This is a genomic window from Devosia sp. P1_H9, assembly GCF_056405135.1.
Genome location: NZ_JBFUCQ010000004.1, coordinates 348,395 through 374,706, shown reverse-complemented (window position 1 = coordinate 374,706; position 26,312 = coordinate 348,395). Strand labels below are relative to the sequence as shown.

The 26,312-nt window shown below is 65.7% G+C and carries 24 protein-coding genes and 1 riboswitch; of the genes, 14 read left to right on the top strand and 10 right to left on the bottom strand.

Features of this window, described 5'->3' with window-relative positions; genetic code table 11:
• Positions 1-6 precede the first annotated feature (6 nt).
• Genes rpsP through trmD form a run of 3 tightly spaced genes read left to right on the top strand, consistent with a single transcriptional unit; the run spans position 7 to position 1,631 of the window.
• Positions 7-411 carry a 30S ribosomal protein S16 gene (rpsP, locus tag AC1DYL_RS10295; protein WP_477148415.1) on the top strand — a complete coding sequence of 135 codons (405 nt, stop codon included), beginning with the start codon at positions 7-9 and terminating at the stop codon, positions 409-411.
• A 3-nt stretch (positions 412-414) separates the two neighbouring features.
• Positions 415-954: a ribosome maturation factor RimM gene (gene rimM, locus AC1DYL_RS10290; protein ID WP_477173057.1), complete on the top strand. Its 540-nt coding sequence runs from the start codon at positions 415-417 to the stop codon at positions 952-954.
• A complete protein-coding gene (gene trmD / locus AC1DYL_RS10285; RefSeq protein ID WP_477173056.1) occupies positions 951-1,631 on the top strand; it encodes a tRNA (guanosine(37)-N1)-methyltransferase TrmD in 681 nt (226 codons plus the stop codon). The genes rimM and trmD overlap by 4 nt, the downstream gene beginning before the upstream one ends.
• A gap of 7 nt (positions 1,632-1,638) precedes the next feature.
• Here the strand turns inward: trmD and AC1DYL_RS10280 are convergent, their stop codons facing one another.
• Both AC1DYL_RS10280 and AC1DYL_RS10275 read right to left on the bottom strand, forming a co-directional pair.
• The gene (locus AC1DYL_RS10280; RefSeq protein WP_477173055.1) at positions 1,639-2,199 is read right to left on the bottom strand and encodes a copper chaperone PCu(A)C; all 561 of its coding nucleotides are present in this window, start codon (positions 2,197-2,199) and stop codon (positions 1,639-1,641) included.
• 46 nt (positions 2,200-2,245) lie between these two features.
• Positions 2,246-2,593 (bottom strand): hypothetical protein, encoded by a 348-nt coding sequence (locus AC1DYL_RS10275; protein WP_477173054.1) that lies wholly within the window; start codon positions 2,591-2,593, stop codon positions 2,246-2,248.
• Between the two features lie 98 nt (positions 2,594-2,691).
• A riboswitch (cobalamin riboswitch) is annotated at positions 2,692-2,884 on the top strand.
• A gap of 34 nt (positions 2,885-2,918) precedes the next feature.
• On the opposite strand from AC1DYL_RS10275, the gene AC1DYL_RS10270 reads away from it, so the two are divergent.
• From AC1DYL_RS10270 to AC1DYL_RS10260, 3 genes are all read left to right on the top strand, one after another.
• Positions 2,919-3,503 carry a HupE/UreJ family protein gene (locus AC1DYL_RS10270; protein WP_477173053.1) on the top strand — a complete coding sequence of 195 codons (585 nt, stop codon included), beginning with the start codon at positions 2,919-2,921 and terminating at the stop codon, positions 3,501-3,503.
• 221 nt (positions 3,504-3,724) lie between these two features.
• Positions 3,725-4,282: a 50S ribosomal protein L19 gene (gene rplS, locus AC1DYL_RS10265; RefSeq protein WP_477148409.1), complete on the top strand. Its 558-nt coding sequence runs from the start codon at positions 3,725-3,727 to the stop codon at positions 4,280-4,282.
• Between the two features lie 113 nt (positions 4,283-4,395).
• Complete coding sequence (locus AC1DYL_RS10260) at positions 4,396-5,007, top strand: hypothetical protein (protein WP_477148408.1); 612 nt, start codon at positions 4,396-4,398, stop codon at positions 5,005-5,007.
• Here AC1DYL_RS10260 and AC1DYL_RS10255 read toward each other — a convergent pair.
• The gene (locus AC1DYL_RS10255; protein ID WP_477173052.1) at positions 5,004-5,567 is read right to left on the bottom strand and encodes a hypothetical protein; all 564 of its coding nucleotides are present in this window, start codon (positions 5,565-5,567) and stop codon (positions 5,004-5,006) included. The two genes, AC1DYL_RS10260 and AC1DYL_RS10255, sit on opposite strands and share 4 nt — an antisense overlap.
• A gap of 153 nt (positions 5,568-5,720) precedes the next feature.
• On the opposite strand from AC1DYL_RS10255, the gene AC1DYL_RS10250 reads away from it, so the two are divergent.
• The 6 genes from AC1DYL_RS10250 to AC1DYL_RS10225 all read left to right on the top strand — a co-directional run bounded on the left by AC1DYL_RS10250 (position 5,721) and on the right by AC1DYL_RS10225 (position 15,339).
• Entirely contained in the window at positions 5,721-6,527 is an 807-nt protein-coding gene (locus AC1DYL_RS10250; protein ID WP_477173051.1) for an MBL fold metallo-hydrolase, read from the top strand.
• Positions 6,528-6,683: 156 nt separating this feature from the next.
• Complete coding sequence (locus tag AC1DYL_RS10245) at positions 6,684-7,505, top strand: PadR family transcriptional regulator (RefSeq protein ID WP_477173050.1); 822 nt, start codon at positions 6,684-6,686, stop codon at positions 7,503-7,505.
• 74 nt (positions 7,506-7,579) lie between these two features.
• The gene (locus AC1DYL_RS10240) at positions 7,580-9,556 is read left to right on the top strand and encodes an NAD(P)-binding protein (protein WP_477173049.1); all 1,977 of its coding nucleotides are present in this window, start codon (positions 7,580-7,582) and stop codon (positions 9,554-9,556) included.
• 93 nt (positions 9,557-9,649) lie between these two features.
• The gene (locus AC1DYL_RS10235; protein WP_477173123.1) at positions 9,650-12,508 is read left to right on the top strand and encodes an FAD-binding and (Fe-S)-binding domain-containing protein; all 2,859 of its coding nucleotides are present in this window, start codon (positions 9,650-9,652) and stop codon (positions 12,506-12,508) included.
• Between the two features lie 45 nt (positions 12,509-12,553).
• On the top strand, positions 12,554-13,747 hold the full coding sequence (locus tag AC1DYL_RS10230; RefSeq protein WP_477148404.1) for a class I SAM-dependent RNA methyltransferase: 1,194 nt from the start codon (positions 12,554-12,556) through the stop codon (positions 13,745-13,747).
• A 185-nt stretch (positions 13,748-13,932) separates the two neighbouring features.
• Positions 13,933-15,339 carry a protein adenylyltransferase SelO gene (locus tag AC1DYL_RS10225; protein WP_477173048.1) on the top strand — a complete coding sequence of 469 codons (1,407 nt, stop codon included), beginning with the start codon at positions 13,933-13,935 and terminating at the stop codon, positions 15,337-15,339.
• A gap of 3 nt (positions 15,340-15,342) precedes the next feature.
• Here AC1DYL_RS10225 and AC1DYL_RS10220 read toward each other — a convergent pair whose 3' ends face one another.
• Together AC1DYL_RS10220 and AC1DYL_RS10215 are read right to left on the bottom strand one after the other, a co-directional pair.
• Positions 15,343-17,547 carry a CHASE2 domain-containing protein gene (locus tag AC1DYL_RS10220; protein ID WP_477173047.1) on the bottom strand — a complete coding sequence of 735 codons (2,205 nt, stop codon included), beginning with the start codon at positions 17,545-17,547 and terminating at the stop codon, positions 15,343-15,345.
• Between the two features lie 26 nt (positions 17,548-17,573).
• Entirely contained in the window at positions 17,574-18,317 is a 744-nt protein-coding gene (locus AC1DYL_RS10215) for a FecR family protein (protein ID WP_477173046.1), read from the bottom strand.
• A gap of 187 nt (positions 18,318-18,504) precedes the next feature.
• Here AC1DYL_RS10215 and AC1DYL_RS10210 point away from each other — a divergent pair, with 187 nt between their 5' ends.
• On the top strand, positions 18,505-18,891 hold the full coding sequence (locus AC1DYL_RS10210; protein ID WP_477173045.1) for a DUF3307 domain-containing protein: 387 nt from the start codon (positions 18,505-18,507) through the stop codon (positions 18,889-18,891).
• Positions 18,892-19,239: 348 nt separating this feature from the next.
• On the opposite strand, the gene AC1DYL_RS10205 is transcribed toward AC1DYL_RS10210, so the two are convergent.
• The 5 genes from AC1DYL_RS10205 to AC1DYL_RS10185 all read right to left on the bottom strand — a co-directional run bounded on the left by AC1DYL_RS10205 (position 19,240) and on the right by AC1DYL_RS10185 (position 25,443).
• Entirely contained in the window at positions 19,240-19,710 is a 471-nt protein-coding gene (locus AC1DYL_RS10205; RefSeq protein ID WP_477148399.1) for a Crp/Fnr family transcriptional regulator, read from the bottom strand.
• Positions 19,711-19,849: 139 nt separating this feature from the next.
• Positions 19,850-21,661 carry an IlvD/Edd family dehydratase gene (locus tag AC1DYL_RS10200; protein WP_477173044.1) on the bottom strand — a complete coding sequence of 604 codons (1,812 nt, stop codon included), beginning with the start codon at positions 21,659-21,661 and terminating at the stop codon, positions 19,850-19,852.
• A 403-nt stretch (positions 21,662-22,064) separates the two neighbouring features.
• Complete coding sequence (locus AC1DYL_RS10195; RefSeq protein ID WP_477173043.1) at positions 22,065-23,090, bottom strand: LacI family DNA-binding transcriptional regulator; 1,026 nt, start codon at positions 23,088-23,090, stop codon at positions 22,065-22,067.
• A gap of 29 nt (positions 23,091-23,119) precedes the next feature.
• Entirely contained in the window at positions 23,120-24,406 is a 1,287-nt protein-coding gene (eno, locus tag AC1DYL_RS10190; protein ID WP_477173042.1) for a phosphopyruvate hydratase, read from the bottom strand.
• Between the two features lie 23 nt (positions 24,407-24,429).
• Entirely contained in the window at positions 24,430-25,443 is a 1,014-nt protein-coding gene (locus AC1DYL_RS10185) for a phosphotransferase family protein (protein ID WP_477173041.1), read from the bottom strand.
• A gap of 109 nt (positions 25,444-25,552) precedes the next feature.
• On the opposite strand from AC1DYL_RS10185, the gene AC1DYL_RS10180 reads away from it, so the two are divergent.
• A complete protein-coding gene (locus AC1DYL_RS10180; RefSeq protein ID WP_477173040.1) occupies positions 25,553-26,305 on the top strand; it encodes an SDR family oxidoreductase in 753 nt (250 codons plus the stop codon).
• Positions 26,306-26,312: the final 7 nt, after the last annotated feature.

Below are 26,312 nucleotides of genomic sequence, written 5' to 3'. Positions count from 1 at the left end.
GAACCTATGTCGCTGAAACTCCGCCTTGCCCGCGCCGGCACCAAGAAGCGCCCCTACTACCACGTCGTCGTCGCCGATGCCCGTTCGCCGCGCGATGGCCGCTTCATCGAGAAGATCGGCACCTATGATCCCAAGCTCGCCGACAAGGAAAAGCGCGTAAACCTCGTCACCGAGCGCGCCACCCACTGGCTGAGCGTCGGCGCCCAGCCGACCGACCGCGTCGCCCGTTTCTTCGACGCCGCGGGCCTGCTGAAGCGCGAAGCGCGCAACAACCCCGAGAAGGCCGTGCCGGGCAAGAAGGCGACCGAGCGCGCCGAGGCGAAGGCTGCTGCCGCTGCCGCCGCCGAGGAAGCCAAGAACGCTCCCGCTCCCGCCGCTGAAGAGCCGGCAGCCGAAGCCGCGTCCGAGTAAGCCGTGGCGCAAGCGGGCGACAACAAGCTCCTCATGGGCCGCATTGGCGCGGCCCATGGGATCAAGGGCGAAGTGCGCATCCAGTCCTTCACCGAGGACCCGCTGGCGCTGGTTTCCTATGGCCCGCTGTCGACCGACAAGCCGGGGCTGACGATCAAAATCCTCTCGGCGCGCACCACGACGAATGTGCTCGTGGCGCGTATCGAGGGGGTGAACGACCGGAACGCGGCGGAAAAGCTCAACGGGGTCGAACTCTATGTCGATCGCGCGCTGCTGCCGGAGCCGGACGACGAAGACGATTTCTACCATGCCGACCTGATCGGGCTGAAAGCCCGATTGTCGGACGGCTCGGAGATCGGCGAGGTGATGGCGGTGCCCAATTTCGGCGCCGGCGACCTGCTCGAAATCCGCGATCCGCGCTCGGGCGATACCTATCTCTATCCATTCTCCAAGGCCGTTGTGCCGGAGGTGCGGGTCAAGGACGGGTATCTGCTGATCGATCCGCCGATCGAGGCGGATCCGGGCGAAGAAGAACCCGATTGAGCTTTTCAGCTCACATCATCACGCTCTTTCCGGAACTGTTCCCGGGGCCGCTCGGCGCCTCGGTGATCGGCCGTGGCATGGCGGATGGGTTGTGGAGCCTTTCGACCACCCAGCTGCGCGATTTCGCCACCGATCGGCACCGGACGGTGGACGATACCCCATCGGGCGGCGGCGCCGGGATGGTGCTCAAGCCGGACATTCTCGCGAAAGCCATCGACGCGGTGTCGCCGGAAGGCGATGCTCGGCCGCGGCTGCTGATGTCGCCGCGCGGCAAGCCGCTGACGCAGGAGCGTGTGCGCGAGTTGGCGGCGGGGCCGGGGGCGGTGATCGTCTGCGGGCGGTTCGAGGGGATCGACCAGCGGGTGATCGAGGCCAGGCAGCTCGAGGAAGTCTCGATCGGCGATTATGTGCTCGCCGGCGGCGAGGTCGCGGCCATGGTGCTGCTCGAGGCGGTGGTGCGGCTGATCCCCGGGGTGCTGGGGGCGGCGGAGAGCCATGCCGACGAGAGCTTTGAGAACGGGCTGCTGGAATACCCGCAATATACGCGGCCACAGCTGTTTGAGGGGCGCGAGATCCCGGCGGTGCTGACGTCGGGCGACCACGGCAAGGTGGAGAAGTGGCGGCGCGCCGAGAGCGAGAAGCTCACGCGGGCGCGCCGGCCGGATCTGCTGAAGTAGCGCCGGCTTACTGCGCCGGGGCCATCTGGTGGTCCGAGTGACCCATCGGCATGCTCATCTCGCCCTCGGGCGCAGCGTCGGCTGCGGCGCCGCCGATGTTGAGCACGACCGGCACCTCGCCGGCCTTCTCGAACTTCAGCGTCAGCTGCAGGCACTGGCCCTCTTCGAACGGCGTGCCGACACCCATGAGCATCAGGTGATAGGCGTCGCCGCCCGGGGTGAGCGCGACGGTGCCGCCAGCGGGGATTTCGAGGCCGCCTTCGACTTCGCCCATCTTCATCATGTCGCCCTCCATCTTCATCTGGTGAACCTGGACGGTTTTGGCGGCTTGGGTGCTGCCGCCGAGCAGGCGATCGGCAATGCTGCCCTTGTTTTCAATGGTGAGATAGCCGCCGGAAACCTGGGCCTTGGGCAGCATGGCGCGGGTGTAGGCGTCGGTGATGGTGAGGTCGCCGGCGGTGAACACCTGGCCGGTGGGGCAACCCTCGTGGATGAGGCCATTGTGAGCAAAGGCCGGGGTGGCGACAAGGGCAAGGCCCAGCAGGGCCGGGATGAGGAGACGGTTCATTGAACTGATCTTTCGAATGGAATTGGGGAATTCGAGGCGAGGAAGATCAGGCGAGAGGTGGTCCGCGGGCGTCGAAGGGGCGGATGGAGGTTGCCGGCTGCACCAGCACCGGCATCGCGCCATAGGCAACCGCGGCGACGAGGGTGGCCGGGAGGGCGAGGGTGCAAGGCGGGGGCAGGTCGGCGCCGGCGCCGATGCGGCAGGCGTGGCAGGGAGCGTGCGACTTGGGCTCGTCCGGGAGATCGCCGCAATAGCTGAGGTCGAGCGCGGCGGTGAGCACGTCGGGGCCGGCAGAGGCCACGGTGACCGGAGTGTGCGCGAAGCTGAGGAAGACCAGCGCCAGCACGATAGCCGCGCGCAGCACCTCGATTCCCATGTTTCGCGCATTCAGCACTGGGGCCATCCCGGTTGGACGTTGCTCCTCTAGCGCAGGAGGAGGTGCCGCGTCATGCGGCAAATGCGCGGCTTGCCGTTGATCTCGCTACCGAGACCTGACAGAGATAAGGCGACGGTGCGCATCGGGTGATGCGTGAAACGGGAAGCCGGTGGCCTTCGGGCGATGCCGGCGCCGCCCCCGCGACTGTAACGGGCCTAACTTCCACTCAGCGTGCCACTGGTTTGCGACTGGGAAGGCGGAGTGGGAGATGCCCGGAGCCAGGAGACCGGCCGTCAGTGAAACATACGCGAACGGGACGGTGGGTCCCGAGATGGAGATACTTATGCGCGCGCTTCTGGCACTTCTGCTCATTGCTGTTCCGACGGCCGCCTTTGCCCATACCGGGCATGGCGACACCTCGGGGTTCCTGCATGGCTTCATGCACCCGGTGGGTGGCCTCGACCACGTGCTCGCCATGGTGGCGGTGGGCGTGTTCGCCTATGTGCTGGGCGGCAAGGCGCTGTGGCTGGTGCCGCTGAGCTTCGTGGGCATGATGGCGGTGGGCTTCCTGCTTGGCGTCGGGCAGATCGACGTGCCGTTCGTCGAGCTGGGGATTGCACTCTCGAGCGTGGTGATCGGCGGCGTCGCGGCGCTCGGCCGGCCGATGCCGGTGGTGGCGGCTTCGGCCCTGGTCGGGGTGTTTGCGGTCTTCCACGGCCACGCGCATGGCGCCGAAATGCCGGTGGATGCCTCGGGCTTCGAGTATGCGACGGGCTTTATCGTCGCGACCGCGCTGCTGCACGCGGCGGGTATCGGGGCGGCGATGGGCGTATCGAAGCTCGTCGGCAAGTACAGCAAGACGGTTGCGCAGGTGGCGGGCGGCGTGTTCGCGCTGGGCGGTGTCGGGGTGCTGGCTGGCTGGCTCTGAGCCTCGTCCGCAGCGACTAGTGTCGCGCGGCTGACATCGAAGTGACATCAAAGGCCCGCGAGCCCTAGACCTGCTCTAGACTCGCGGGCTTTCTTCATCTATAGCCCCGCTCGCTTGAGCTTCGGCTCGGCCAATAATGCATAAAAATCCGTGCAACCAAGACCGGGCGGTCGGCGAAAGCCGGCGAAACGCTCCTTTGAAAAAGACGAACGGAACATCAGATGTCGAACATCATCGAACAGCTCAATCAGGAGCAGCACGAGAAGCTGCTCGCCAAGGGCGCCCATCCGGAATTTACCCATGGCGATACCGTCAAGGTTTGGGTGAAGATCCGCGAAGGCGACAAGGAACGCCTGCAGGCCTATGAGGGCGTGGTTATCGCCCGCTCCGGCACCGGCATCATGGAAAGCTTCACCGTGCGCAAGATTTCGTACGGCGAAGGCGTGGAACGCGTGTTCCCGGTGCTCTCGCCGAACATCGACCGCGTCGAAGTGATCAAGCGCGGCAAGGTGCGTCGCGCCAAGCTCTACTACCTGCGCGACCGTCGCGGTAAGGCCGCCCGTATCTTCGAGAACGTCGGCGCCCGTACCAAGAAGATCGAGGCCGGTGAGCGCGAAGCCGCCATCGAGGCCAAGAACGCCCGCGAGGCTGAGAAGATCGCCGCTGCCGAGGCGCTGGCGAAGGAACTCGCCGAGAAGGACGCCGCCGAGGCCGCCGCTGCTGCTGCCGCCGAGGCTGCTGCTGCGACCGAGGCTGCCGCCGAGCCCAAGGCCGAGTAAGCCGCCACAGTTTCGGCGCTTACGTCACTAGATTTTCAGCCCGGCTCACGAGCCGGGCTTTTGATTCCGGGGTCGGGATGCCCCGGGACGGATTCCAAAGAGGGACATTTGGAATGGACGCAGCTCTTCAGGACGCAGAAGAGAGGGCGCGGCTGGCCGCCGAACTCCGCAACGAGACCCGCAATGTGCTGGTTGAGACCGGCCTGCTCGAATTGCTCAATGCCCGCTTCGGCGAGGCGGTGGTGACCGGCAGCGCCGGCTACGACCTGATGGTGTGGCGCGACATCGACATCCACATGCCGTGCGAGGCGGAACGCTGGGCCGAGTGGGCGGGGCTCGCCGCGGACATCGCCATCCAGTTCGACCGGGCCGGGCTGCAGCTGCACAAGGCGAGCTTCCTCAACGACTATGTCGACCCGCATCCGCTGGGCGCCGGGCTCTACTGGGGCATCGAGTTCAAGGATTTCGCCGGCAATGAATGGAAGTGCGACATCTGGGGCTGGGAGCCTTTCGATTTCGCGGTGCGCCAGGCGCGAGATGCGAATTTGCGCGCGGATCTGTCGAACTGCGACCGGGACTTGATCCTGCGGCTCAAGCACGAGGCACGCGAGCGGCCGGGCTATTACGGCGTGATGGTGGGGAGCTTCGACATCTACCAGTTCGCGCTGGCGGGGGCGGGTGAGACGCTGGACGAGTTGGAGGTGTGGAAGGGGCTGGTGGCCTAGAGGCAGGGGTTCATGACGGGCTCGCGAGGGATTGAGAGCGAGTCCTGGATACTCGTGGCCAAGGTCGCCGGGTCGATCTGCCGCATGCTTGAGGCGAAGTTTGCGTAGGTATCGGTTTCCGAACTGAGTTCGCACATCAACGCGATCTCGTCGGCTTCCACTCCCCAAACACCTTCGCGGTCGTGCCGCTTCCGTTCATCGAGATCGCCTTGGGTTATCGGCGTTGGCATGTTCTCGATGATGTACTTGTCCATGTCGGCGATGGCGGCATCTATCGCAGCATCGACGGGAAGGCGTTTCCAGCCACATGCCTCGGTGGTTGCCTGTACTGCAACGAGGATGCTCCAGGCGCACAGCACCGCTCCTTTACCGCTGACATCGATCTTCGTGGTTCCGTTGCTGTCCTTGATGGTGCGAACTAACTCGCCATTTGGCGGAGGCAGTATTTCGGGCCGTGGCAGGGGTTGGGTGTCGGCAGGCTCGGCAATCAATCTCGCCGCACCAGCTGAAGTCGCCGACAGAAGCAGGACGCACCCCGCAAACAGTGCAGCTTTCAGCATTGGCGACCCCCATTTCGCGAGGTCACTTTGGACGGGAGCGCACCGATAGGCAACCCGCAGGCGAGAGGCATGATCTGATTCAGTCTGGTGCCCAAGCGTTCTCGACTCCGCTAACAATTGGTCCGGCAGCTTTTTCGAACCGGAGCTTTCCTCATGCAATCCTTTATCTGCGTCACCTGTGGCGTTGGCCATGCACCGTCCGAGGCGCCGCCGGAGCGGTGTGCGATCTGTGATGACGAGCGGCAGTATGTGACGCCGGCCGGGCAGCGGTGGACGACGCTGGCGGAGCTGCAAGCCAAGCACACGATCGAGTTCAAGGAGCAGGAGCCGGGGCTCGTCGGTATCGGGGCGACGCCGCAGATTGCCATCGGGCAGCGGATGTTGCTGATCCGGCAGCCGGGCGGGGGCATCCTGTGGGATTGTACGCCGCTGGTGACTGATGAGGCGGTTGCCCGGATCAAGGAACTGGGCGGGGTGCGGGCGATGGCGATTTCGCATCCGCATTTCTATTCCTCGATGGTCGATTGGTCGGAGGCGCTGGGTGGGGTGCCGATCCATATCCATGAGGCGAACCGGCAGTATGTGATGCGGCCGTCGGAGCGGGTGAGCTTCTGGAACAGCGAGACGCTGGACCTGGGGCAGGGGGTTAGGCTGGCGCGTTGCGGCGGGCATTTCGAGGGCTCGACGGCGCTGCACTGGCCGGGCGAGGACGGCAAGGGCGTGCTGATGACCGGCGACACCATCATGGTGGTGCCGGACACGCGCTGGGTGAGCTTCATGTACTCCTATCCCAACCTGATCCCGCTGCCGGCGCGCCAGGTGAACCGCATCGTCGGCTGCGTCGAGGGCTTTGCGTATGACCGGATCTACTCGGCCTGGTGGGATCGGGTAATGACGAAGGATGCGAAGGCGCAGGTGCATGCTTCGGCGGAGCGGTATGTGAAGGCGATCGCGGGGTAGCTCGCTTCGTGCTTGTGGCCGCCCCCTCCGCCGCCACGCGGAGGAGGATCAAGGCAGTATCGCTGACTTAAGATATATCTTGAGAGCTATCTTGAACGCTCCGTGGTCGAGGCATATCTTTGCGGCTAATCGTAAGATATATCTTGGAGTGCAGTCATGCATGATCACGACCATAGGTGGGACCGGAACTGGCGGCGCATGGAAGCTATGGCGCGGCGCGGGTTTCGGAAATTCGGCAACTTCGAAGGCGGCATCAACCCAGGCGACTGGGGCGGGTTCGGGGGCAATTTCCGTATCGGGCGGATGCTCGCCTCGGGCGACCTGCGGCTCGTCGCGCTGTTCCTGATCGAGCAGCAGCCGCGGCATGGGTACGACCTGATCAAGGCGATCGAGGAGCATTCTCACGGCTTCTATTCGCCGAGCCCGGGCATCGTCTATCCGGCGCTGACCTATCTCGAGGAGGCGGGGTATGTGACCTCGGCCGCCGAGGGCAACAAGAAGCTCTACACCATCACCGACGAGGGCCGGACGCACCTCAACGACAATCGCGAGGCGATCGCGTCGACGCTGGATTTTCTCGCCAAGGCCGGCTCGGGCATGGAGCATCTGCGCGAGCGGATGGCGAGCCAGGACTTTCCCTTCACGCCGGAGGAGGCGGAACAGTTCCGCAGCCGATTTCGCGGCATGGGGCGGGAGTTTGGCCGGGGCGGCTGGTTCGGCGATCGCGGCGGCCCGCCGCCGCATCCGGAGCATCCGGGACGACCCGACCGGCCCGAGCGCCCAGCCCGGCCCGACCGTGATATCGACGACGTGGCGCCGGAAGTGAACGAGGCGCGCAAGGCGCTGAAGAAGGCGATCAAAGAAGCGATCCGGCGCGGTCCCGAGGACGACCGTCGAGTGGCGGAGATTCTTCGCCGCGCCGCGCAGGAAATTCGCGGCGGCTTTGATGAGGACGCGACGGATATCGACCTCGGCTAAGATATTGCCGTGATTGACAAGAACTCCCGCCTGCTCTGATGCTTGAGGCAGAATGAGCGGCGGGAGTCTTTACTATGGCGGACTGGTCCGAGCGTGATCGTGAACTGGGGATGGACCGGCTGATCAGCCGGCGGGATTTCCTCAACGGAGTGGCGCTGACCGTAGGCGGTGTTGCGGCCGCGCAGCTGGGCCTCGGCGCCGACGCTGCGCAGGCCGCCGCTCCCTCGGCCTATCCGCCGGCGATGGGGCAACTGCGCGGACACTCCGAAACGGCAATGGGCGTGGCGCACTCACTGCGCGACGGCACGTTCTGGGATAGTGCCGAAGCACCCGAGGCAACCGGTGAGAGCTACGACCTAGTGGTGGTGGGCGGCGGCATTTCGGGGCTGGCCGCGGCGCAGCTCTATCAGAAGCACAAGCCGGGCAGGGTGCTGGTCCTCGAGAACAATGCCGATTTCGGCGGGCATGCGCAGCGCAACGAGTTCACCACGGCGAATGGCAGGTCGGTGATCGGCTACGGCGGCAGCCAGTCGCTGCAGACACCGAGCTTCTTTTCGCCGTTGGTCATGGAAGTGCTAGCCGATGTCGGGGTGGAGCTCGACAAGTTCGAGAGCTACTACGACAGCGGCTGGTATGAGCGGCATGGCCTCGGCGATGCGACGTTCTTCCGCAAGGAGGTGTTCGGCGAAGACAGGCTAGTGGTGCAGACCGAGGTCGCCGCCGACTGGGTGCCGCAGACGCCATTGAACGCCCAGGCGCAGACGAACCTGATCGAGCTGATCGACGCCCCGCCGGACTATCTCAAGGGCAAGACGCGGGAAGAAAAGTTCAAGATCCTCGCCGAGACCACCTATGCCGACTTCCTAACCAGGATCTGCGGGTACGATCCGCAACTGGTGGCGTATTTCCAGGAGTCGACGCACGAGTATTTCGGCATGGGGATCGACGGCGTGACGGCGCTCGATGCCTGGGGCAACTGGAATCCTGGGTTCGGCGGCATGGACCTGGGCGAGCACCCGTTCAAGACGATGAGCCCGTCGGGGCGGCTCGTGCTGGTCGACCCGGACGACTACATCTACCACTTCCCCGACGGGAACGCCGGCGTGGCACGGGCGCTGGTGCGGAAGCTGATCCCCCAGGCGCTTGCCGGCACGGGCATGGAAGAGCTGGTCAACGGCCGGCTCGACTATGATGTGCTCGACGCGGCGGAGAACGACACGCGCCTGCGGCTCAATGCCAGCGTGGTGAAGGTGAAGCACGATGGCGATCCGGCTTCGGCGGAAAGCGTCACCGTGACCTATGTCGAGGACGGAAAGCTGAGGACCGTGCGAGCCAAGCAGGTCGTGCTCGCGTGCTGGCACCGGATCATCCGCTATCTCAGCGACGAGGTCGGCGAGGCGCAGATCGAAGCGCTGGACGACCAGGTGAAGATCCCGCTGATCTACACCAATGTGCTGGTCAACAACTGGCAGGCCTTCGCCGATGCCGGGATTTCCGGCTTCGAGGCGCCGGGCGGGTTCTGGCTGGGCGCCTCGATCGATTTTCCGGTGAGCGTCGGCGACTACAAGTTCGCGGAAGGGCCGGCCGATCCCGTGCTGCTGCATGTGGCGAAGATCGTGGTGGCGGGGGAGCCCGGAAGCTCGGCCCGCGAGCAGGCGGCGATGGGACGGCAGACGCTTACGGCGATCAGCTTCGAGGATATGGAGCGCGAGGTGCGCGACATGCTGAACCGCGCGCTGGGCGACAAGGGGTTCGACGCAGCGCGGGATATCGGGGCGATCACCTGCAACCGCTGGAGTCACGGCTACGCGCTCGAGTACATGCGGCCGTGGGACCAGTTCTGGCCGGATGGGCCGCTGCCGATCGAGACGGCGCGTAAGGGCTGGGGGCGGATCGCCATCGCCAACTCGGATTCGGGCGCCTATGCCTACGCGCATTCGGCGATCGACCAGGCGGGGCGGGCGGTCGACGAACTGCTCGGCGGCGGGGTGATCACCGGCTTTGCAACCTTCCCCGGCCCGCCGGCCGATAAGGTCGAAATCGTTTCGTAGCGTACCGCGCGGCGCGGGCCCGACTATCTCGCCCCGGCGAATGGCACTAACATGCCAGGGCAAGACAGTAGGGCGGGTAGTGACGTGAACGAGATGGCCCCGATCGGGGTGAACCGGGCTGCGGCGACGCAAGGGGTGGTGGCGCGGCTGCGGGAGGTGATCCGCCGGGACCGGATCATGACCGACCCGGTGATGACCTACGCCTATTCCGGCGATGCGAGCCACTATCGGCTGGTGCCCGCGGTGGTGGTGATCGTCAACACCGAGGACGAGGTGCGCGCAGTGATCGAGGCGGCGCGGGCCGAAGGATTGCCGCTGACGTTCCGGGCCGCCGGGACCTCGCTCTCGGGCCAGTCGATCACCGACGGGATACTGGCGGTGCTCGGCGACGGCTGGCGGAAGCTCACCGTGCATGAGGGCGGCGAGCAGGTGACGCTGGGACCGGCCAACATCGTCGCCAACGTCAACAAGGCGCTGAAGCCGTTCAATCGCAAGCTCGGACCAGATCCGGCGAGCCAGGCCACCTGCAAGATCGGCGGGGTGGTCAACAACAACTCGTCCGGTATGTGCTGCGGGGTGGCCTACAACACCTACCACACGATGGCCCGGCTGAGGGTGATGCTGGTCGATGGAACGGTGCTGGACTCGGGGGATCCGGCCTCGATCGAGGCGTTCCGCCGCTCGCACGCAGAACTGCTGGAGGGGCTGCAGCGGCTGCATCACGAGGTGATGGCCGATGCCGAGCTGGTGGCGCTGATCAGGAAGAAATACCGGATCAAGAACACCGTCGGCTACTCGATCAACGCGCTGGTCGATTTCCACGATCCCATCGACATCCTGATCCACCTGATCGTCGGGTCCGAGGGGACGCTCGGGTTCGTTTCCGAGGTGACCTACAACACCATTCCGGAGCACCCGTTCAAGGTGACCGGGCTGATCCCGTTTCCCGATCCCTATTCCTGCGGGCGGGCGATTTCGCGCCTCGCCAATGGCGGTATCCAGCAGACGCATGGGGTAACGGCCGCGGAGTATCTGGAACGGCGGGCGCTCGAGGCGGTGACGCATTTGCCGGTGATGCAGCCCTATCTCAGGTTCTTCACCGAGAGTTCGCCGGCGATGCTGATCGATATTTCGGCGGAGAGCCCCGAGGCGCTGGAGCGGGAAATCGCGGCGGCGGTCGCGGTGTTGAGCGAGGAGGGCGCTACCGACATCGATTTCGACGATGACGAGGAACGGGCGCACCTCCTGTGGGACATGCGCAAGGGCTTCATTCCGATGTTCGGGGCGACGCGGCCCAAGGGCACGACGATGCTCACCGAGGACGTCGCGGCGCCGGTCGACCAGCTGGCCGATTTCGTCATCGACATGCGGAAGCTTCTCGACGCGTACGGCTATGTCGATGGCGTGCTGTTTGGGCATGCGCTGGCGGGCAACCTGCATTTCCAGATGGCGGCGGATTTCTCCAACCCGGAGGAGGCGGACCGGTTCGACCGGTTCTCGGTGGCGCTGGGTGAACTCGTCTCGGTGACCTATGGCGGCAGCCTCAAGGCGGAGCACGGCACGGGGCGGGCGATTGCTTCGTTCGTCGAGCTGGAATGGGGGCAGAGCGCCTATCGCGTGATGTACCGGATCAAGGCGCTGTTCGATCCCGAGGGGCTGCTCAATCCCGGCGTGCTGCTCAATCCCGACCCGCAGCTGCATGTGCGCGACCTGAAGCTGATGCCGCTGGCCGACGACGTGGTCGACATGTGCATCGAGTGCGGCTTCTGCGAGCCGGCCTGTCCGAGCCATCACATGACGATGAGCCCGCGACAGCGCATCGTAGTGACGCGCGAGCGGGCGCGACTGCGCGCGACCGGTGAGGACCCGGCGCGGCTCAAGGCGATGGACGAGGGTTTTGAGTATGCCGGGCTCGCCACCTGCGCGGCGGGCAATGTCTGTGCGCTGCGCTGCCCGGTGGGAATCGAGACCGGCAGGATGGTGATCGGCGAACGGGCGCGGCGGCGGACCGACGCGGAGCGGAAGACGGCGCACCTGGTCGGCGGGCACACGCTGGCGGTGGAGCGCGGCATGAAGCTGGCAGTAGGGGCGCAGGCGTTCTCGCGCACCATTATCGGCGATGGCGCGACCGATGCGCTGGCCGGGTTGGCGCGCAAGATGACGGGTGGGGCGATCCCTCGGGTGTCGCCGGCGCTGCGGGTGGGGCCGGGGGCGCCGAAGCCGGTGCACGTGCCCAACGCCCCGAAGGGGCAGGTGGTGTATTTCCCCTCCTGCGCGACGCGCATGTTCGGGGCGCCGACGCGTGAGAACGGGCTGCTGCCGACGACGGATGCGATGCTCGAGCTGATGCGGCGGGTGGGGTTCGATCCCGTGGTGCCGGAAAAACTCGATGGGCAGTGCTGTGGGCAGCCGTTCTTGTCGAAGGGCTTTCCGGCGGAGGCAGAGCGGGTTGGCGGGTCGACCCGGGCAGCCCTTGATGGACTGAGCAAGGCCGGAGCGCTGCCTGTGGTGACCGATGCCTCGACCTGCGCCAAGCATATGCGCGAGCATCCGGGCGAAGCGGCGGTGATGGATTCGGCGGAGTTCCTGCTCAAGGAGATCCTGCCGCGGCTAAAGATCACGCGGCCGCTGCCGGCAGTGGCGGTGCACCACAACTGCTCGGCGCAGCGGCTCAAGGAGCAAGACGCGATCAACGCGCTGGCGGCGGTGATCGCCGAGAAAGTCGTGGTGCTCGATGCCATCAGCTGCTGCGGCTATGCCGGGGACAAGGGGCTGTTCGTGCCGGAGCTCAATGAACATGGCACGCGGTTCGGCAAGGCGCAGATCCCGGATGGGTGCGAGATCGGGCTGTCGACGGTGTCGACCTGCGCGACCGGGTTGAGCGAGCGGATGGGAATACCGTTCGTGTCGATTGCGAGCTTGCTGGAGAGGGTTAGCCAGCCGGCGGGCTGAGGGGCTGCCATGTTCAGTAGCCCAAAAGCCTGCTAGAGCGCCCCCATGACAGAAGTTCTTATCGATAGCATCGGGCAGCATGGCGACGGCGTGGCGGAGATCGGCGGGGAACGGGTGTATGTGCCGTTCACGCTGCCAGGCGAGCGGGTGGAGATTTCGCGCGACGGGGAGCGCGGGACGCTGCTGCGCGTTATCGAGCCCAGCGATGCGCGGGCGGAGCCGATCAGCCCGTATTTCGGGGTTTGCGGCGGGTGTTCGCTGCAGCACATGAACCGTGAGACTTACGCCAGCTTCAAGCGGAGCCTGGTCGAGATCGCGCTGCAACATGCCGAGGTCGAGACGGTGGTGAAGCCGTTGGTGGATGCGACCGGCACCGGACGGCGGCGGGCGACGCTGCATGTGCGGAAGGCCGGCGCCGGCTACATGCGGGCGAAAAGCCACGAGGTGCTCGACATCGATGCGTGCCCGATCCTCGTGCCGACGCTGTCCAAGCACGCGCCGCGGATCGCGCGGGCGCTGCAGCCGCTCGCCGGGGATTGCGATGTGAGCTTCACGCTCAGCGACACCGGCATCGACCTCTCGGTGAAGTCGGAGCGGAAGCTGAAGCCGGCGCAGCTGGCCGAGTTTGCGCGGACGCACCGGCTGGCGCGGCTGACCTTCAATGGCGACCCGGTGTTCATGGCGCATCCGCCATCCATCCGGATGGGCAAGGCCATGGTTGAGATCCCGCCCGCGAGCTTCCTGCAGGCGACAGCGGCGGCGGAGGAGACGCTGGCGCAGTTGGTGGTCGAGGGTGTCGGCAAGGTGAAATCGGTGGCCGACCTGTTCTCGGGGGTCGGGCCATTCGCGCTGCGGCTGGCCGAGGGCGCGCGGGTCTATGCCGCGGACAGCGACCGGCTGGGTATTGCGGCACTGGTCAAGGCCTTCAACCACGTGCAGGGGCTGAAGCCAGTAGAGGCCAAGGTGCGCGACCTGTTCCGCGACCCGCTGGCGCCGATTGAGCTCAACCCGTTCGACGCGGTGGTGTTCGATCCGCCGCGCGCCGGCGCAGAGGCGCAGGCGAGGGAGCTGGCGCGGAGCAAGGTGAAGACGGTGGTAGCGGTGTCGTGCGAGCCGAAGACGTTTGCGCGTGACGCGGCGATCTTGATCGATGGCGGATATCGGATCGAAAGCGTGACGCCGGTCGATCAGTTCGCCTGGTCGACCCATGTGGAGGTCGTCGGAGTGTTTCGGCGGTGAGGGCTGTCGCTCGTCGCTTCGCTCCAAGCGCGCATCGCCTCGCGATGCGATACCCCTCATCCGCCCTTCGGGTACCTTCTCCCTCAAGGGGAGAAGGTACTCCGCCGAGAAATCTCAGTCAGGTCTGCCTTCTCCCCTTGAGGGAGAAGGTGGCGCGCAGCGCTGGATGAGGGGTGGGGAGCCACATGACGCCATTCAAGCCCCGCACCACCCATGCCGAACTCGGCGAGGGCTACTTCGACAAGGTGAGAGCCGCCGAGTTTCCGCAGCACATCCTGCGCTACCGCAATCAGCGGGCGGCGGCTTCGGTGGGGCTGGATGGGCTGACGGACGAGGAGTGGGTGAACCATTTCGGCAAGTTTGAGCCCTTGCCGGGGTCGTTCCCCGAGCCGCTGGCGCTGCGCTATCACGGGCATCAGTTCCAGACCTACAATCCGGAGCTCGGCGACGGCCGGGGCTTCCTCTATGCGCAGCTCGAGGATCTGAACGACGGGCGGCTGATGGACCTGGGGACCAAGGGGTCGGGGCGGACGCCGTGGTCGCGGGGTGGGGACGGGCGGCTGACCCTCAAGGGCGGGGTGCGCGAGGTGCTGGCGACGGCGATGCTCGAGGCGCTGGGGGTGAATACCTCGAAATCGCTGAGCCTGATCGAGACCGGCGAGGAGCTGCAGCGCGGTGATGAGCCGTCGCCGACGCGGTCATCGGTGCTGGTCCGGCTCTCACATGGGCATACGCGGATCGGCTCGTTCCAGCGGCTGAGCTACCTGAAGGAAGAGGAGCGGCTCCGGGGGCTGCTCGATCATTCGGTGCGGGCTTACTACCCGGAGCTGTGGGTCGAGGGTGACAACGGGCGGGCTGCGAAGTTCCTGGGTGCAGTGAGCGAGGCAGTGGCGGAGACGGGGGCGCGGTGGATAGCGGCGGGGTTCGTGCACGGGGTGCTCAACACCGACAACATCAACGTCACCGGCGAGAGTTTCGATTACGGCCCGTGGCGGTTCCTGCCGACCTATGATCCGGCGTTCACGGCGGCATATTTCGACGAGTGGGGGCTGTATGCATTCGGGAAGCAACCCGACACATTGGCGTGGAACCTGACGCGGCTGGCCGAGGTGCTGCTGCCGCTGGGCGAGCATGACGAGCTGGAAGCGGCGCTGAACCGCTTCTGGCCGGCGTTCCAGCGCTCGATCTGGCAGGCGATGCTGGAGCGGCTGGGGCTGGAGTCGCTCGGGGTGGAGGCGGACTCGGCGCTGGTGGCGGAAGTGTTCGCGGCGCTGCATGCGACGCAGGCACCGTATGAGCAGTTCATCTTCGACTGGCGCGGCGGGGCCGAGGCGAGGGCGTTCGCCAGCCCGTCGGCGGAGCACTATCGGAGCGAGGCGTTCGAGAAGTTGCGGGGGCTGATCGCGGCGCATCCGCGGGCGGCAGACGCCAATCTCGAGCATCCGTATTTCAAGCGGGCGACGCCGCGGACCATGCTGATCGACGAGATGGAGGCGCTGTGGGCGCCTATCGCGGAGGAGGACAACTGGCGGCCGCTGTATGAGGCGCTGGGGGAGATCGAGGAGATGCGCGAGGCGTATTCGGGCAGCTGAGGGTCAGCCCTCGGCGCGGGCGGATACGTCGTTGGCGGGGGCTCCGATGATCTCGGGGGTGAGCGGCACGGTGGTCAGCGACGACAGGAAGTCGGTGCGGCGAGTCGGCAGCTGCTCGTAGAACCTCTTCAGCCCAGGCTCGACTTTGGCCGATAGCGCGATGCATTCGGCCAGCGCGCCGCGGGTATCCTTGCCGGTGCGGAGCGCCTCGAGCGCATCGGCATGGGTGGTCTTCAGCAGGCTGAAGGCGCCGGACTTGGCGAGGTCGGCATCGCCCACGAGCAGGTAGATGACGACGCGCTCGGTCTTGCCCTTCAGCGCCAGTGCGCCGGCTTCGAGCATGGCGAAATCGGAGGCGGCGAGGCGGACGGGCTCGGTAACGAGGATGTCGTAGGCGACCTCCTTGCAGGCGCTCTCGACGCGGCTCGCGACGTTGACGGTGTCGCCGAGCGCCGAATAGTCGAAGCGGGTCTCGAGGCCCATGTTGCCAACCAGCGCCTCCCCGGTGGAGATGCCGATACCGATGCCCAGCTCCTGGACGCCATTGCCGCCCCTCAGGTGGAAGGCGTCGTGGCGGTTGAGCTCGGCGAGTTTCTGGCGCATGCCGAGAGCGGCGCGCAGCGCCTTGCGCTCATGGTCGGGCACATCGACCGGCGCGTTCCAGAACGCCATGATGGCGTCGCCGATGAACTTGTCGATGGTGCCTAGCCGGCCGGTGATCTCGGCGCCGAGCGCGCCGAACAGCGTGTTGATGATGGCGAGCAGGCGGGCTGGCTCGAACCGCTCGCTGAGCGAGGTGAAGCCGCGCGTATCCGAGAACAGCACCGTAATGCGGCGCAGGTCGCCGCCGAGCTTCAGCCGGTCGCCGTTCTTTTCGATTTCGCTGAGTAGCGACGGCGCGACGTAATAGCCGAAGGCGCGGCGGATCTGCTTTTTGGCGCGCTCGGTGGTGACGAAGCGGAAGAAGATCAGGGCGAGGTAGAGCAGGGTCAGCCCGACCAGCGGGAAGCTTGGATCGAGCATGATGCCGTCGGTAAGGAACAGCCACCAGGAGACGCCGATGGCGACGGCAAGGCAGAGCGCCCCGGCGGCAAGGCCGGCGACCGGGCCGAGCAGCAGCACCACGGTAACCAGCAGCGCGCCGAGAGCGAGGAAGCCGACGATCTCGAGGCCGGCGACCCAGTCGGGGCGGCTGAGATAGGTCCCCGAGAGGATCTGCTCGATGGCCTGGGCGTGGATGGTGACGCCGGCGACGTTGTCGCCCAGCGTGGTGTTATGGATATCGAGCAGGCCGGAGGCGGAAGTGCCGATCAGCACGATATTGCCCGCGATGCGATCGCTCAGCTGCCGGTAGTTGCGACCGAGCAGGTCGGCGGCGGACACCATCATGTCCGAGTTGGGACGGCTGTAGTAGAGCCAGAGGTCACCCTCGGAGGTCAGCGGGATGTTGAAATCGCCGACCTTCAGGCCTTCGACATAGCCCTCCGCAGCAGTATCGCCGAAGACGACGACCGCGCCGACCCCCATGGCGATGCGCAACGCTTCGAGCGACAGCGTGGGGAACAGCTGCGAGCCATTGGTCCACAGCATCGGCAGGCGGCGGACGGCGGTGGTCGAGAGGGTGGAATTGAGGCTGAGGGCGGCAAGGCCGGGGGCGGCGTCGCGCAGGATCGGGATCGGAGCGGCGGTGCCGCTGAGATAGGGGATGCGCTCGCTCGGATCGGGGCCGGAAATGGCAAAGCCACCCTTGGGGCCGCCAGTCATCGGCTTGCCCGCGGGGGTGAGCGAGAAGCCGAGAATGGCCGGGGCGCGCGAGAGCGACGCGGCGAAGATGGCGTCATAGTCGGGCAGGGTCGCGGCATCGACGCCAGGCAGGGTGGCGGCGATGCGGCTCGGCGACATGCGGTCGGGCTCGGGGAACAGCACGTCGAAGCCGATGGCGGCGGCGCCGAGTTCGGTCAGCCGGTCGGAGATGGTGGCGAGGCGATCGCGCGGCCACGGCCATTGGCCGAGCTCGGCGAGAGACCTCTCGTCGATGTCGATGACTCGGACCGGGAATTCGCCCTGCGGGCGGGGGTGGAGCCGCTGGTAGAAATCGAAGGCGATCTCGCGCAGCACCTGCACCGGGAACGGATCGGCGATGCGCAGCAACGTCAGCAGGACGACGACAACAAGACCGGCGAAGATAGGAATGAGGCGCCGGAGCATGGGTGTGCGTCAGTCCCCTGGGTTGATCAACGCTTGTCGCGGTTCGGCGGCGGTTCCTCATTGTCGGATTTGACGAGGCTGTCTGGTGCGCCGGTGGTGGAGTGGAGGAAGCATTCGCGGGCCTGGGCGACCCAGAAGGCGTTCAGCAGGTCGCTCTCGGAGATGGCCCAGGGGAACATGCCGCGCATGGTATTGCGCTCCTGGCCGGTGAAATCGTGGGTGTTGCCGAGCAGCTTGGCCTGGCTGAGATCGAACATGCCGACGTCGCAGACATCACTGACGTCGATGCACTGGTTGGCGAGGGTGCACATGATGACGGTGCCGTGGAACAGCAGCAGCGAGGAATGGTCCTGATGGACGTTCATGTCGAAGGCGGTGCCGCGCACGCCGACGGTGCCGGTGGGCGTCTTGATGATATAGCGGTCCTTGGGGGCGCCGCCGGTGACGAAGCGGAAGGTGCCGCTCAGCGCGTTGATGGCGAACTTGCCGCCCGAGCCATCCTCGCGCAGCAGGTAATCCTCGATGACGAGGGACGAGCGTGGTCCGACGACGAGTTCGGTCCGGTCGGAGAATTTGATCTGCACGAGGCCCTTGGCGTCGGTGACCACACGATCTCCGATGAAGACGTCGGTGCCGACGACGAGGGTCTTGGTGCCGGCCTTGTCTTCCAGTCTTGCGGCGGGATCGACCCCGAGTGCCGTGCCGGAGGCAGCGAAGGCAGGCTGCAGCGCCAGCAACAACAGAACAATCGAGGTAACCAGCCTACGCATCGAAACCTCCAAGCGGACAAACGTCCGGCGCGGACGAACTGCCATGCCGTCCATGAACGCCGGCTGAACGGCGCTTCACTGAACCTAACACAGGACTAAACTCTGTGCTTGCCTCAAACAACGGAGCTTGCAAGCATCTGCTCTCGGGGTAGGCCGTGGGGGCGCTGTCCCGCAAGGACAAGACCGAATGGTCGGGCTATTTTTTCTGTTGTTCATAGGGCTGGAGTTCAAGCATTACATCGCCGACTATTTTCTGCAGCCGGGATGGATGCTGGGCGGCAAGGGCGATTTCCGCCAATTGGGCGGTTACGCGCATGCGGGCGTGCATGCCGGGCTGACCGCGCTGATACTGCTGCTGGCGGGCACGCCGCTGGCATGGCTGGCGGGCATCGTGGTGGCCGAGTTCGTGGTGCACTACCTGCTCGACTATTCCAAGATCCACTATTCGCGCGGCGTGCATGTCGACACGCAGCCGCGACGGTTCTGGAGCCTGCACGGGCTCGACCAGATCACGCACCAGCTGACTTATGCGGCGATCATTTACGCTGTGCTGGTGAGCAAGGGGCTGGTGTAGGGCACTGGCTATGTGCGCGCTGTGAGCGAAAGGCGAGCGAAGCTGGACCTAGGGGGTGTTGAGAAGACGCTCTGGGAGGACTGGGACCCGATTGGTGTTCGCTCCATGGGCGGGCCGGCCGACGAATACGACAGCTACGCTCCAACCGTTCTTCGGATGTTGCTGTCTGGCGCGACCGAGGAGGAGCTTGTCGCGCACCTCTACGCCATTGAGACCGACCAGATGGGCCTGGAGGAAGGGCCGCGGCCTCACCATGCGGCGCGCGCGCTACTACGTCTCTTGGCGGCGGAGCGAGGTGATCCCCACCCCTGACCCCGCCAATCGGCGAGGGACCAGTCGCAACCTCGGCTACTTGCGCGTGCGGCGGGCGTGCTTGGCTTCGTCGGGTTTTTCGACGAGCTGGGCGAGGATCTTGTCGACGAGGTCGAGGTCTTCGCGCTTGCCTTCGGATTGCTGCTGCAGGTCGACCAGGTAAGAGGTCGTGTAGTAGAGGCGGCGGGCCAAGAGGGTCGCGACGTAGAGCGCGATCTCGGGGTTGCCGCCGAGGAAGCTGATCGCGTCGTCGATGGCGTAGGCCTTGACGTTGGACAGCGCCTTGACCGTGGCGCTCGAGGGCATGTCGAGCAGCACCGCCATCTCGCCGAAGATCGAGCCGGGCTCGTCGATATAGCTGACCTGGGTGTCCTTGCGCAGCACCTCGACCTGACCGTCGATCAGGACGAAGAGCTTGCCCTCCTGGCCGCCTTCCTTGATCAGGATATGGCCGGGGCGGAAGCTCTGTGCCTCTCGCCCTTTGCAATAGTCCAGAATATCCGACATCGAGCCCTCACCCGCCTGCAGCGCCGGCAATAGTGCGCTAACGCCATCTAGTTCGTCAAACATTGCGGCGGCTTGTTGGCTCATTGCTGTGGGCCGCGCAAGAAGAAAGGGCCGGTAAGACCGGCCCTTTCACACGTCTTTAGTGGTTGTCGCGGGGCAGCCCGGCGGTCTGTGCCAGGCGCTGGTAGTTGACCGCGTTCTTGAGCACCGCGCCGGAGCCGAGCTGGTCGACAACGCCGCGCTGGATTTCCTGCCACGGGGTCTGGTGGGCCGGGTACTTGTAGCCGCCGGCCGCATGCAGTTCGGCGCGGCGCTGCTCGATTTCCTCGGCCGAGATCAGGATGTCGGCTTCGCCCTTGTTGAGGTCGATGCGCACCCGGTCGCCGGTCTTGAGGATGGCGAGGTTGCCGCCCGCTGCCGCTTCCGGCGAGGCGTTGAGGATCGAGGGCGAGCCCGAGGTGCCCGACTGGCGTCCGTCGCCGATGCAGGCGAGCGAGGTGATGCCCTTCTTGATCAGGTAATCAGGCGGCCGCATGTTGACGACTTCGGCGGCACCCGGATAGCCGATCGGGCCGGCGCCGCGCATGAACAGCAGGGTGTGCTCGTCGATGGCGAGCGACGGATCGTCGATGCGCTTGTGGTAGTCCTCCGGACCATCGAACACCACGGCCTTGCCCTCGAACATGTTCGGGTGCACCGGGTCGTTGAGGTAGCGCTGGCGGAACTCCTCGGAGATCACCGAGGTCTTCATGATGGCCGAATCGAACAGGTTGCCTGAGAGCACCAGGAAGCCGGCTTCCTTCTTCAACGGATTGTCGAAGTGGCGGATGACCTTGTCGTCCTGGATGGTGGTCGACCGGCAGTTCTCGCCGATGGACTTGCCGTTGACGGTGGGGGCGTTCTCGCGGATCAGACCTTGAGTCATCAGCTCGTTGACCACCGCCGGCACGCCGCCGGCATGGTAGTAGTCCTCGCCGAGATATTCACCGGCCGGCTGCAGGTTGACCAGCAGCGGCACCTTGTGGCCGTAGGTCTCGAACTCCTTCAGCTCAAGCTCGACGCCGATATGCTTGGCGATGGCCTGGATGTGGATCGGGGCGTTGGTCGAGCCACCGATCGCCGAGTTCACGACGATGGTGTTGATGAAGTTGTCCTTGGTCAGGATGTCGGAGGGCTTGAGGTCCTCATGCACCATCTCGACGATGCGCATGCCGGTGCGCCAGGCCATTTCCTGCCGGTCGCGATAGGGCGCCGGGATGGCGGCGGAGCCAGGCAACTGCATGCCGAGCGACTCGGCCAGCGAGTTCATGGTCGAAGCCGTGCCCATGGTGTTGCAGTAGCCGGTCGAGGGGGCGGAGGAGGCCACCAGCTCGATGAACTGCTCGTAGCCGATTTCGCCGGCGGCCATCATCTGGCGGGCCTTCCAGACGATGGTGCCCGAGCCGGTACGCTCGCCGCGGAACCAGCCGTTCAGCATCGGGCCGACGCTGAGCGCGATCGCCGGGATGTTCACCGTGGCGGCGCCCATCAGCATGGCGGGGGTGGTCTTGTCGCAGCCGATGGTCAGCACCACGCCGTCGAGCGGGTAGCCGTACAGCACTTCGACGAGGCTGAGATAGGCGAGGTTGCGGTCGAGACCGGCGGTCGGGCGCTTGCCGGTTTCCTGGATCGGGTGGACCGGGAATTCCATGGCGATGCCGCCGGCATCGCGGATGCCGTCGCGGACGCGCTTGGCGAGCTCGAGGTGGTGGCGGTTGCAGGGCGAGATATCGGAGCCGGTCTGCGCGATACCGATGATCGGCTTGCCGGACTGCAGCTCTTCGCGCGAGATGCCGTAGTTGAGATAGCGCTCGAGGTAGAGCGCAGTCATGTCCGGGTTTTCCGGATTATCGAACCAGGCGCGCGACCGGAGCTTCTTGCCCTGCGTGGTCTCGCCTTTACCCGAACTCATAGTGATCTCCTCAAATCAACAGGCTGTTTCGACGATCCATAGCCCAATCCAGACGGACTGGGCAGGCATTCCTTCGATTGAGGGAGGATCGTACCGGCGGCGATGATAGAGATCGGAATGTCGGGTTGCAATGGGCCGTTGGGAGTGGAGCAGCACGGATGCCGGCGGTGCGGCGGAATACCTTCTCCCCTTGTGGGAGAAGGTGCCCGAAGGGCGGATGAGGGGTTCTCTCCGCGCACTCAGTCGCTCGTCGCTTCGCTCCGATCGCGCAGCCCAAGGGGTTGCGAGACCCCTCATCCGGCGCTTCGCGCCACCTTCTCCCACAAGGGGAGAAGGCAGGCCGGTGTATGTGGCTGCCCTCCGACCGGCTTTGCCGCTCCCCTCCCCGTCACGCTAGGGAGGACTATCGTCGGGTGCTGTCGCGGGCTTCGAGGCTGATGGGTTGCAGCACGATGGGGTCGTCGATGGTCTCGCCGTTGAGGCGGTCGAGCAGCATGCGGCCGGCATCGCGGCCCATCTGGTAGCTCGAGACGTGGAGCGTGGTGAGCGAGGGGCGCACATGCGGGGTGAAATCGAGGTCGCCATAGCCGGCGATGGCGACCTGGGCCGGCACAGCAATGCCGCGATCGGTGGCCCGGACGATAGCGCCGGAGGCGAGGACATCGGTGCCGAAGAAGATGGCGTCGCAGTCGGGCAGTTGCTCGAGGATCTGGTCGAAGGCGTGCATGCCGTCGGCGAAATTGCGGGTGCCGTCCATGGGGTAGATCAGATCGAGCGTCAGGTCGTGCTTGGCGAGGCCGTGGCGGAAGCCCTCGATGCGCTGGACAGTGCGATCGATGGTGTGGCCGCTATAGGCGATGCGGCTGAACCCCTGCTCGCCGAAGTGCTCGCCCATCAGGCGGCCGGCATCGTAGCTCGAGGACCCGACGAGCATGTCGATGGGGTCGGGGCGGTTGCCCCACATCTCCATCACCGGGATGCCGAGCTTCTGCAGCGCCTGCCGGGTCTGATCGGCGCGCACCACGCCGGTGAAGACGACACCGGCCGGACGGAAGGGCAGCACCGACTCGACGACATCGATCTCCAGCATTTCCGAGTAGCCGGTCTGCGCGAACATCAGGTGGTAGCCGCTGCCTTCGACCGAATCGACGATGCCCTGCACCGAGGTAGCGAAATGCGGGTTGAGGAGGCTCGAGACGAACACGGTGATGACGTTGGAACGGCCGGAGCGGAGCGACGAGGCGAAGCGATTGACCACATAACCGGTCTGCGCGACGGCTTCGAGGATGCGCGCCCGCGTGTCGTCCTTGACCTTGTCGGGGTACGACAAGGCGCGCGACACGGTAATCGGCGAGACGCCGGCTACACGTGCTACATCCTCGACGCGAACCGGTCGGCCCGCGCTCTTGCGTATGTCTCCGTCCCCCAACTCACTTCCCCCAAATAACCACCATGCGCCTAGAGACGCGGGATGGTAAAGCGCCAGTAGTGCGGCGCGGCGCAATGACCCTCGATCCTAATCACTTCGTTCCACTTCGCAGTCCGTTCCGACCGTGTCATCGAGCCGACCTTGATTTGATCGGACATCAGGCCGACGGCCAGATGACTGAGCGTCACGTCTTCGCTTTCCCCGGACCGTCCCGACTGGATGGTATTCCAACCAAGAGATCGAGCGCGCGTGCTTGCCGCAATCAATTCGGTGAGGGTGCCGCACTGGTTCGATTTGAGCAACACCGAATTGCAGCAACTCAGTTCTGCCGCAAGGGCAACACGGGACTCCGAGCTGGTTAAGTAATCGTCGCCGATGATCTGGATGGACTTTCCGAGGCGCCGAGTGATTTCGGCGAAGCCCTCATCGTCGTCTTCGGCGAGCGGATCTTCGAGCGAGACGATGGGGTAGGCGGCGACCCAGGACTCGAGCAGCTCGATCATCTCGAGGGTGGAAAGGTCCCGGCCCTCGAGGGCCAGGCGATAGGCGCCATCGGCGTAGAACGAGGTGGCGGCGACGTCTAGGGCGATGCCGATGTCGGTGCCGGGGCGGAGGCCGGCGTCTTCGATGGCGCGGGTGAGGAGTTCGAGGCCATCCTCGTTGGCGGTGAAATCGGGCCAGACGCCGCCCTCGTCGGCGACGCCGTTGAGCTTTCCCTTTTGCGCCATGGCCTTGGCAGCCGCCATGTAGACTTCGGCGATCTGCTCGGTGGCTTCGGCGAAGCTTCGGGCGCCGACGGCGAGGATGAGGAAGTCCTGGATATCGATGCGGTTGCCGGCGTGGCGGCCGCCGCCGAAGATCTGGATCATCGGGGCGGGGATGTGCTCGATGGCGGGGTCGAGGCCGCTGAGTTGCCTGAGGTGGCGCCAGAGCGGGACTTTCTGCTCGGCGGCGGCGGCCCAGGCGATGGCGGAGGAGGTGGCGACGATGGCGTTGCCGCCAAGGCGGGTCTTCTGCGGAGTGCCGTCGAGCGCGATCATCGCGTGGTCGGCAGCGGCCTGGTCGAGTGCGTCGAAGCTATTGAGACAGCTCGCGATTTCGCCGTTCACTGCAGCCAATGCACCGTTGACGCCGTAGCCGCCGAGGCGCTTGCCGCCGTCGCGCTTGTCGAGCGCTTCACGGCTGCCGGTGGAGGCGCCGGAGGGGGCGATGGCCCGGCCTGTGGCGCCGGAGGCGAGGGTGACTTCGACCTCGACCGTGGGGCGGCCGCGGGAATCCCAGACCTGCCGGCCGAGAATGGTCTTGATGGCTGACATAACGAGGTGGGTTTCCTGAACGGTTATGAACGGAGGCTGTCGAGCAGATGAACGATGCCCGACGCCGGATTGCGGACGAACGGGATGGCCTTGTCACGAACGGCTTGCCGTTCGCCCCCATCGAGATACTCGACCGGTGATTTGCCATCCACACGTGCCAGCATCAGGCACGGAAGAAGCGCGGCGACGCGCTGCTCGAGGCCGACGCGATGGGCGATGGGGAAATGGGCAACCCAGCTGGTCGCGAAACTCTTCGCCTGATTGATCAGGGTACCACCGAGCGCCGGCAGGTGGATGGATTTGAGCACAAGGTGGTTGAGGCAGAAGGCGGCGTCGAAGGCCGGGTCGCCACACCATGCGCACTCGGCATCGAGTAACACGGGGTGGCCATCGTGACGGTTGACCAGGATGTTCTTCGGGCTGACGTCGCCATGCACCAGCGCGACCCTGGTGCCCGCGGTGATCTTCAGCACGGTCAGGAATTGCTCGCTGAGTTCTGGATGGCGACCGGCGGTGTACCGAAGATAGGGATCGAGCCTGAGGGCGTCGAACACGACGTCGGTTCGGAACTCTGCCTTGGGCCACACCTGCAGGAAGCTGGCCGCATGGATGCTGCCCAGAGCATCGGCGACGGCCACCGGCACGGCGGGGTCGGCGCGGCCGGCGAGGAGTTCGGACTTCCACAGCACGTAGTCTTCGGGCGGCAAGTATTCGAGCAGCGCGATACCGTGCTCGCGGTCCTCGCCGATCACCTCGGGGGCGGCGCCGGGGACGATGGCGTTGGCGCGACGGAGCCAGGCGACTTCGTAATGGTTGCGTTCGAGTGGCGCCTGCCAGTCGGATGCCACCTTCAATTTTTGCAAGGCCCGCTTGGCGCAGTATTGGCGGCCGTCGTCGAGGCGGATGCGGACGATATCGGAGGAGACCCCGCCGGTCAGCGGCTCGACGGTGACAGTCTTGCCGGGGTCGATGCCGGCGGCAGCAAAAATCGGGGGGAGCAGCGCTTCCCAGGTTAGGTCTTTCGTCTCGCTCGGCATCCTATCCTTCCCCCATCCCTTGACTGGTATGGTAGCGGATGGGAGGCATTGGAACAATCGACCGGCTGATCAGGCTTTGGTCGGACGAAGCGCTGGAGGAGCGGGAAAGATGGGACGGCTCGAGGGGAAAGTAGTGTTCATGACGGCGGCCGCTGCCGGCATCGGCGGGGCGGCGGCGACGGCGTTCGCGCGCGAGGGGGCGCGGGTGATCGCCACGGATCGCGACGCCGCGGGGATTGCGCTGAAGGGCGAGGAACTCAGGAAGATCTCCGCCGGGCACGAGGCCTACGCGCTCGACGTCACCGACCACCTGGCGTTGCGCGAGGCGGCAGCGCGGCATCACGACGTGAACGTGCTCTATAACGGCGCCGGCTGGGTGCACCAGGGCATGCTCGGGACCACGACGCTGGAGGAGTGGCAACTCAGCTTCGATATTAACGTGACGCCGATGTTCGTGCTGACCCAGGCGTTCCTGCCGGCCTTCATCGCGCAGGGCGGGGCCAACATCATCAATGTCGCTTCGGTTGCCTCCTCGATGAAGGCGGTGCCGAACCGGGTCAGCTACATGTCGAGCAAGGCTGCGGTGATCGGGTTCACCAAGTCGGTGGCGTTCGACTACATGAAGAACGGAATCCGGGCAAACACCATCTGCCCCGGCAGCGTCGACTCGCCGTCGCTGCACGAGCGGGCGAACGCGCTGGGCGACCATGACGAGGTGTGGAAGACGTTCGTGGCGCGCCAGCCCATGGGCCGCATGGCGCAGCCCGAGGAGATGGCGCATCTGCTGGTGTATCTGGCCAGCGACGAGAGCGCCTATGCCACCGGCTCGAACTTCGTGGTGGATGGCGGAATCACGATGTAGGCGCGCG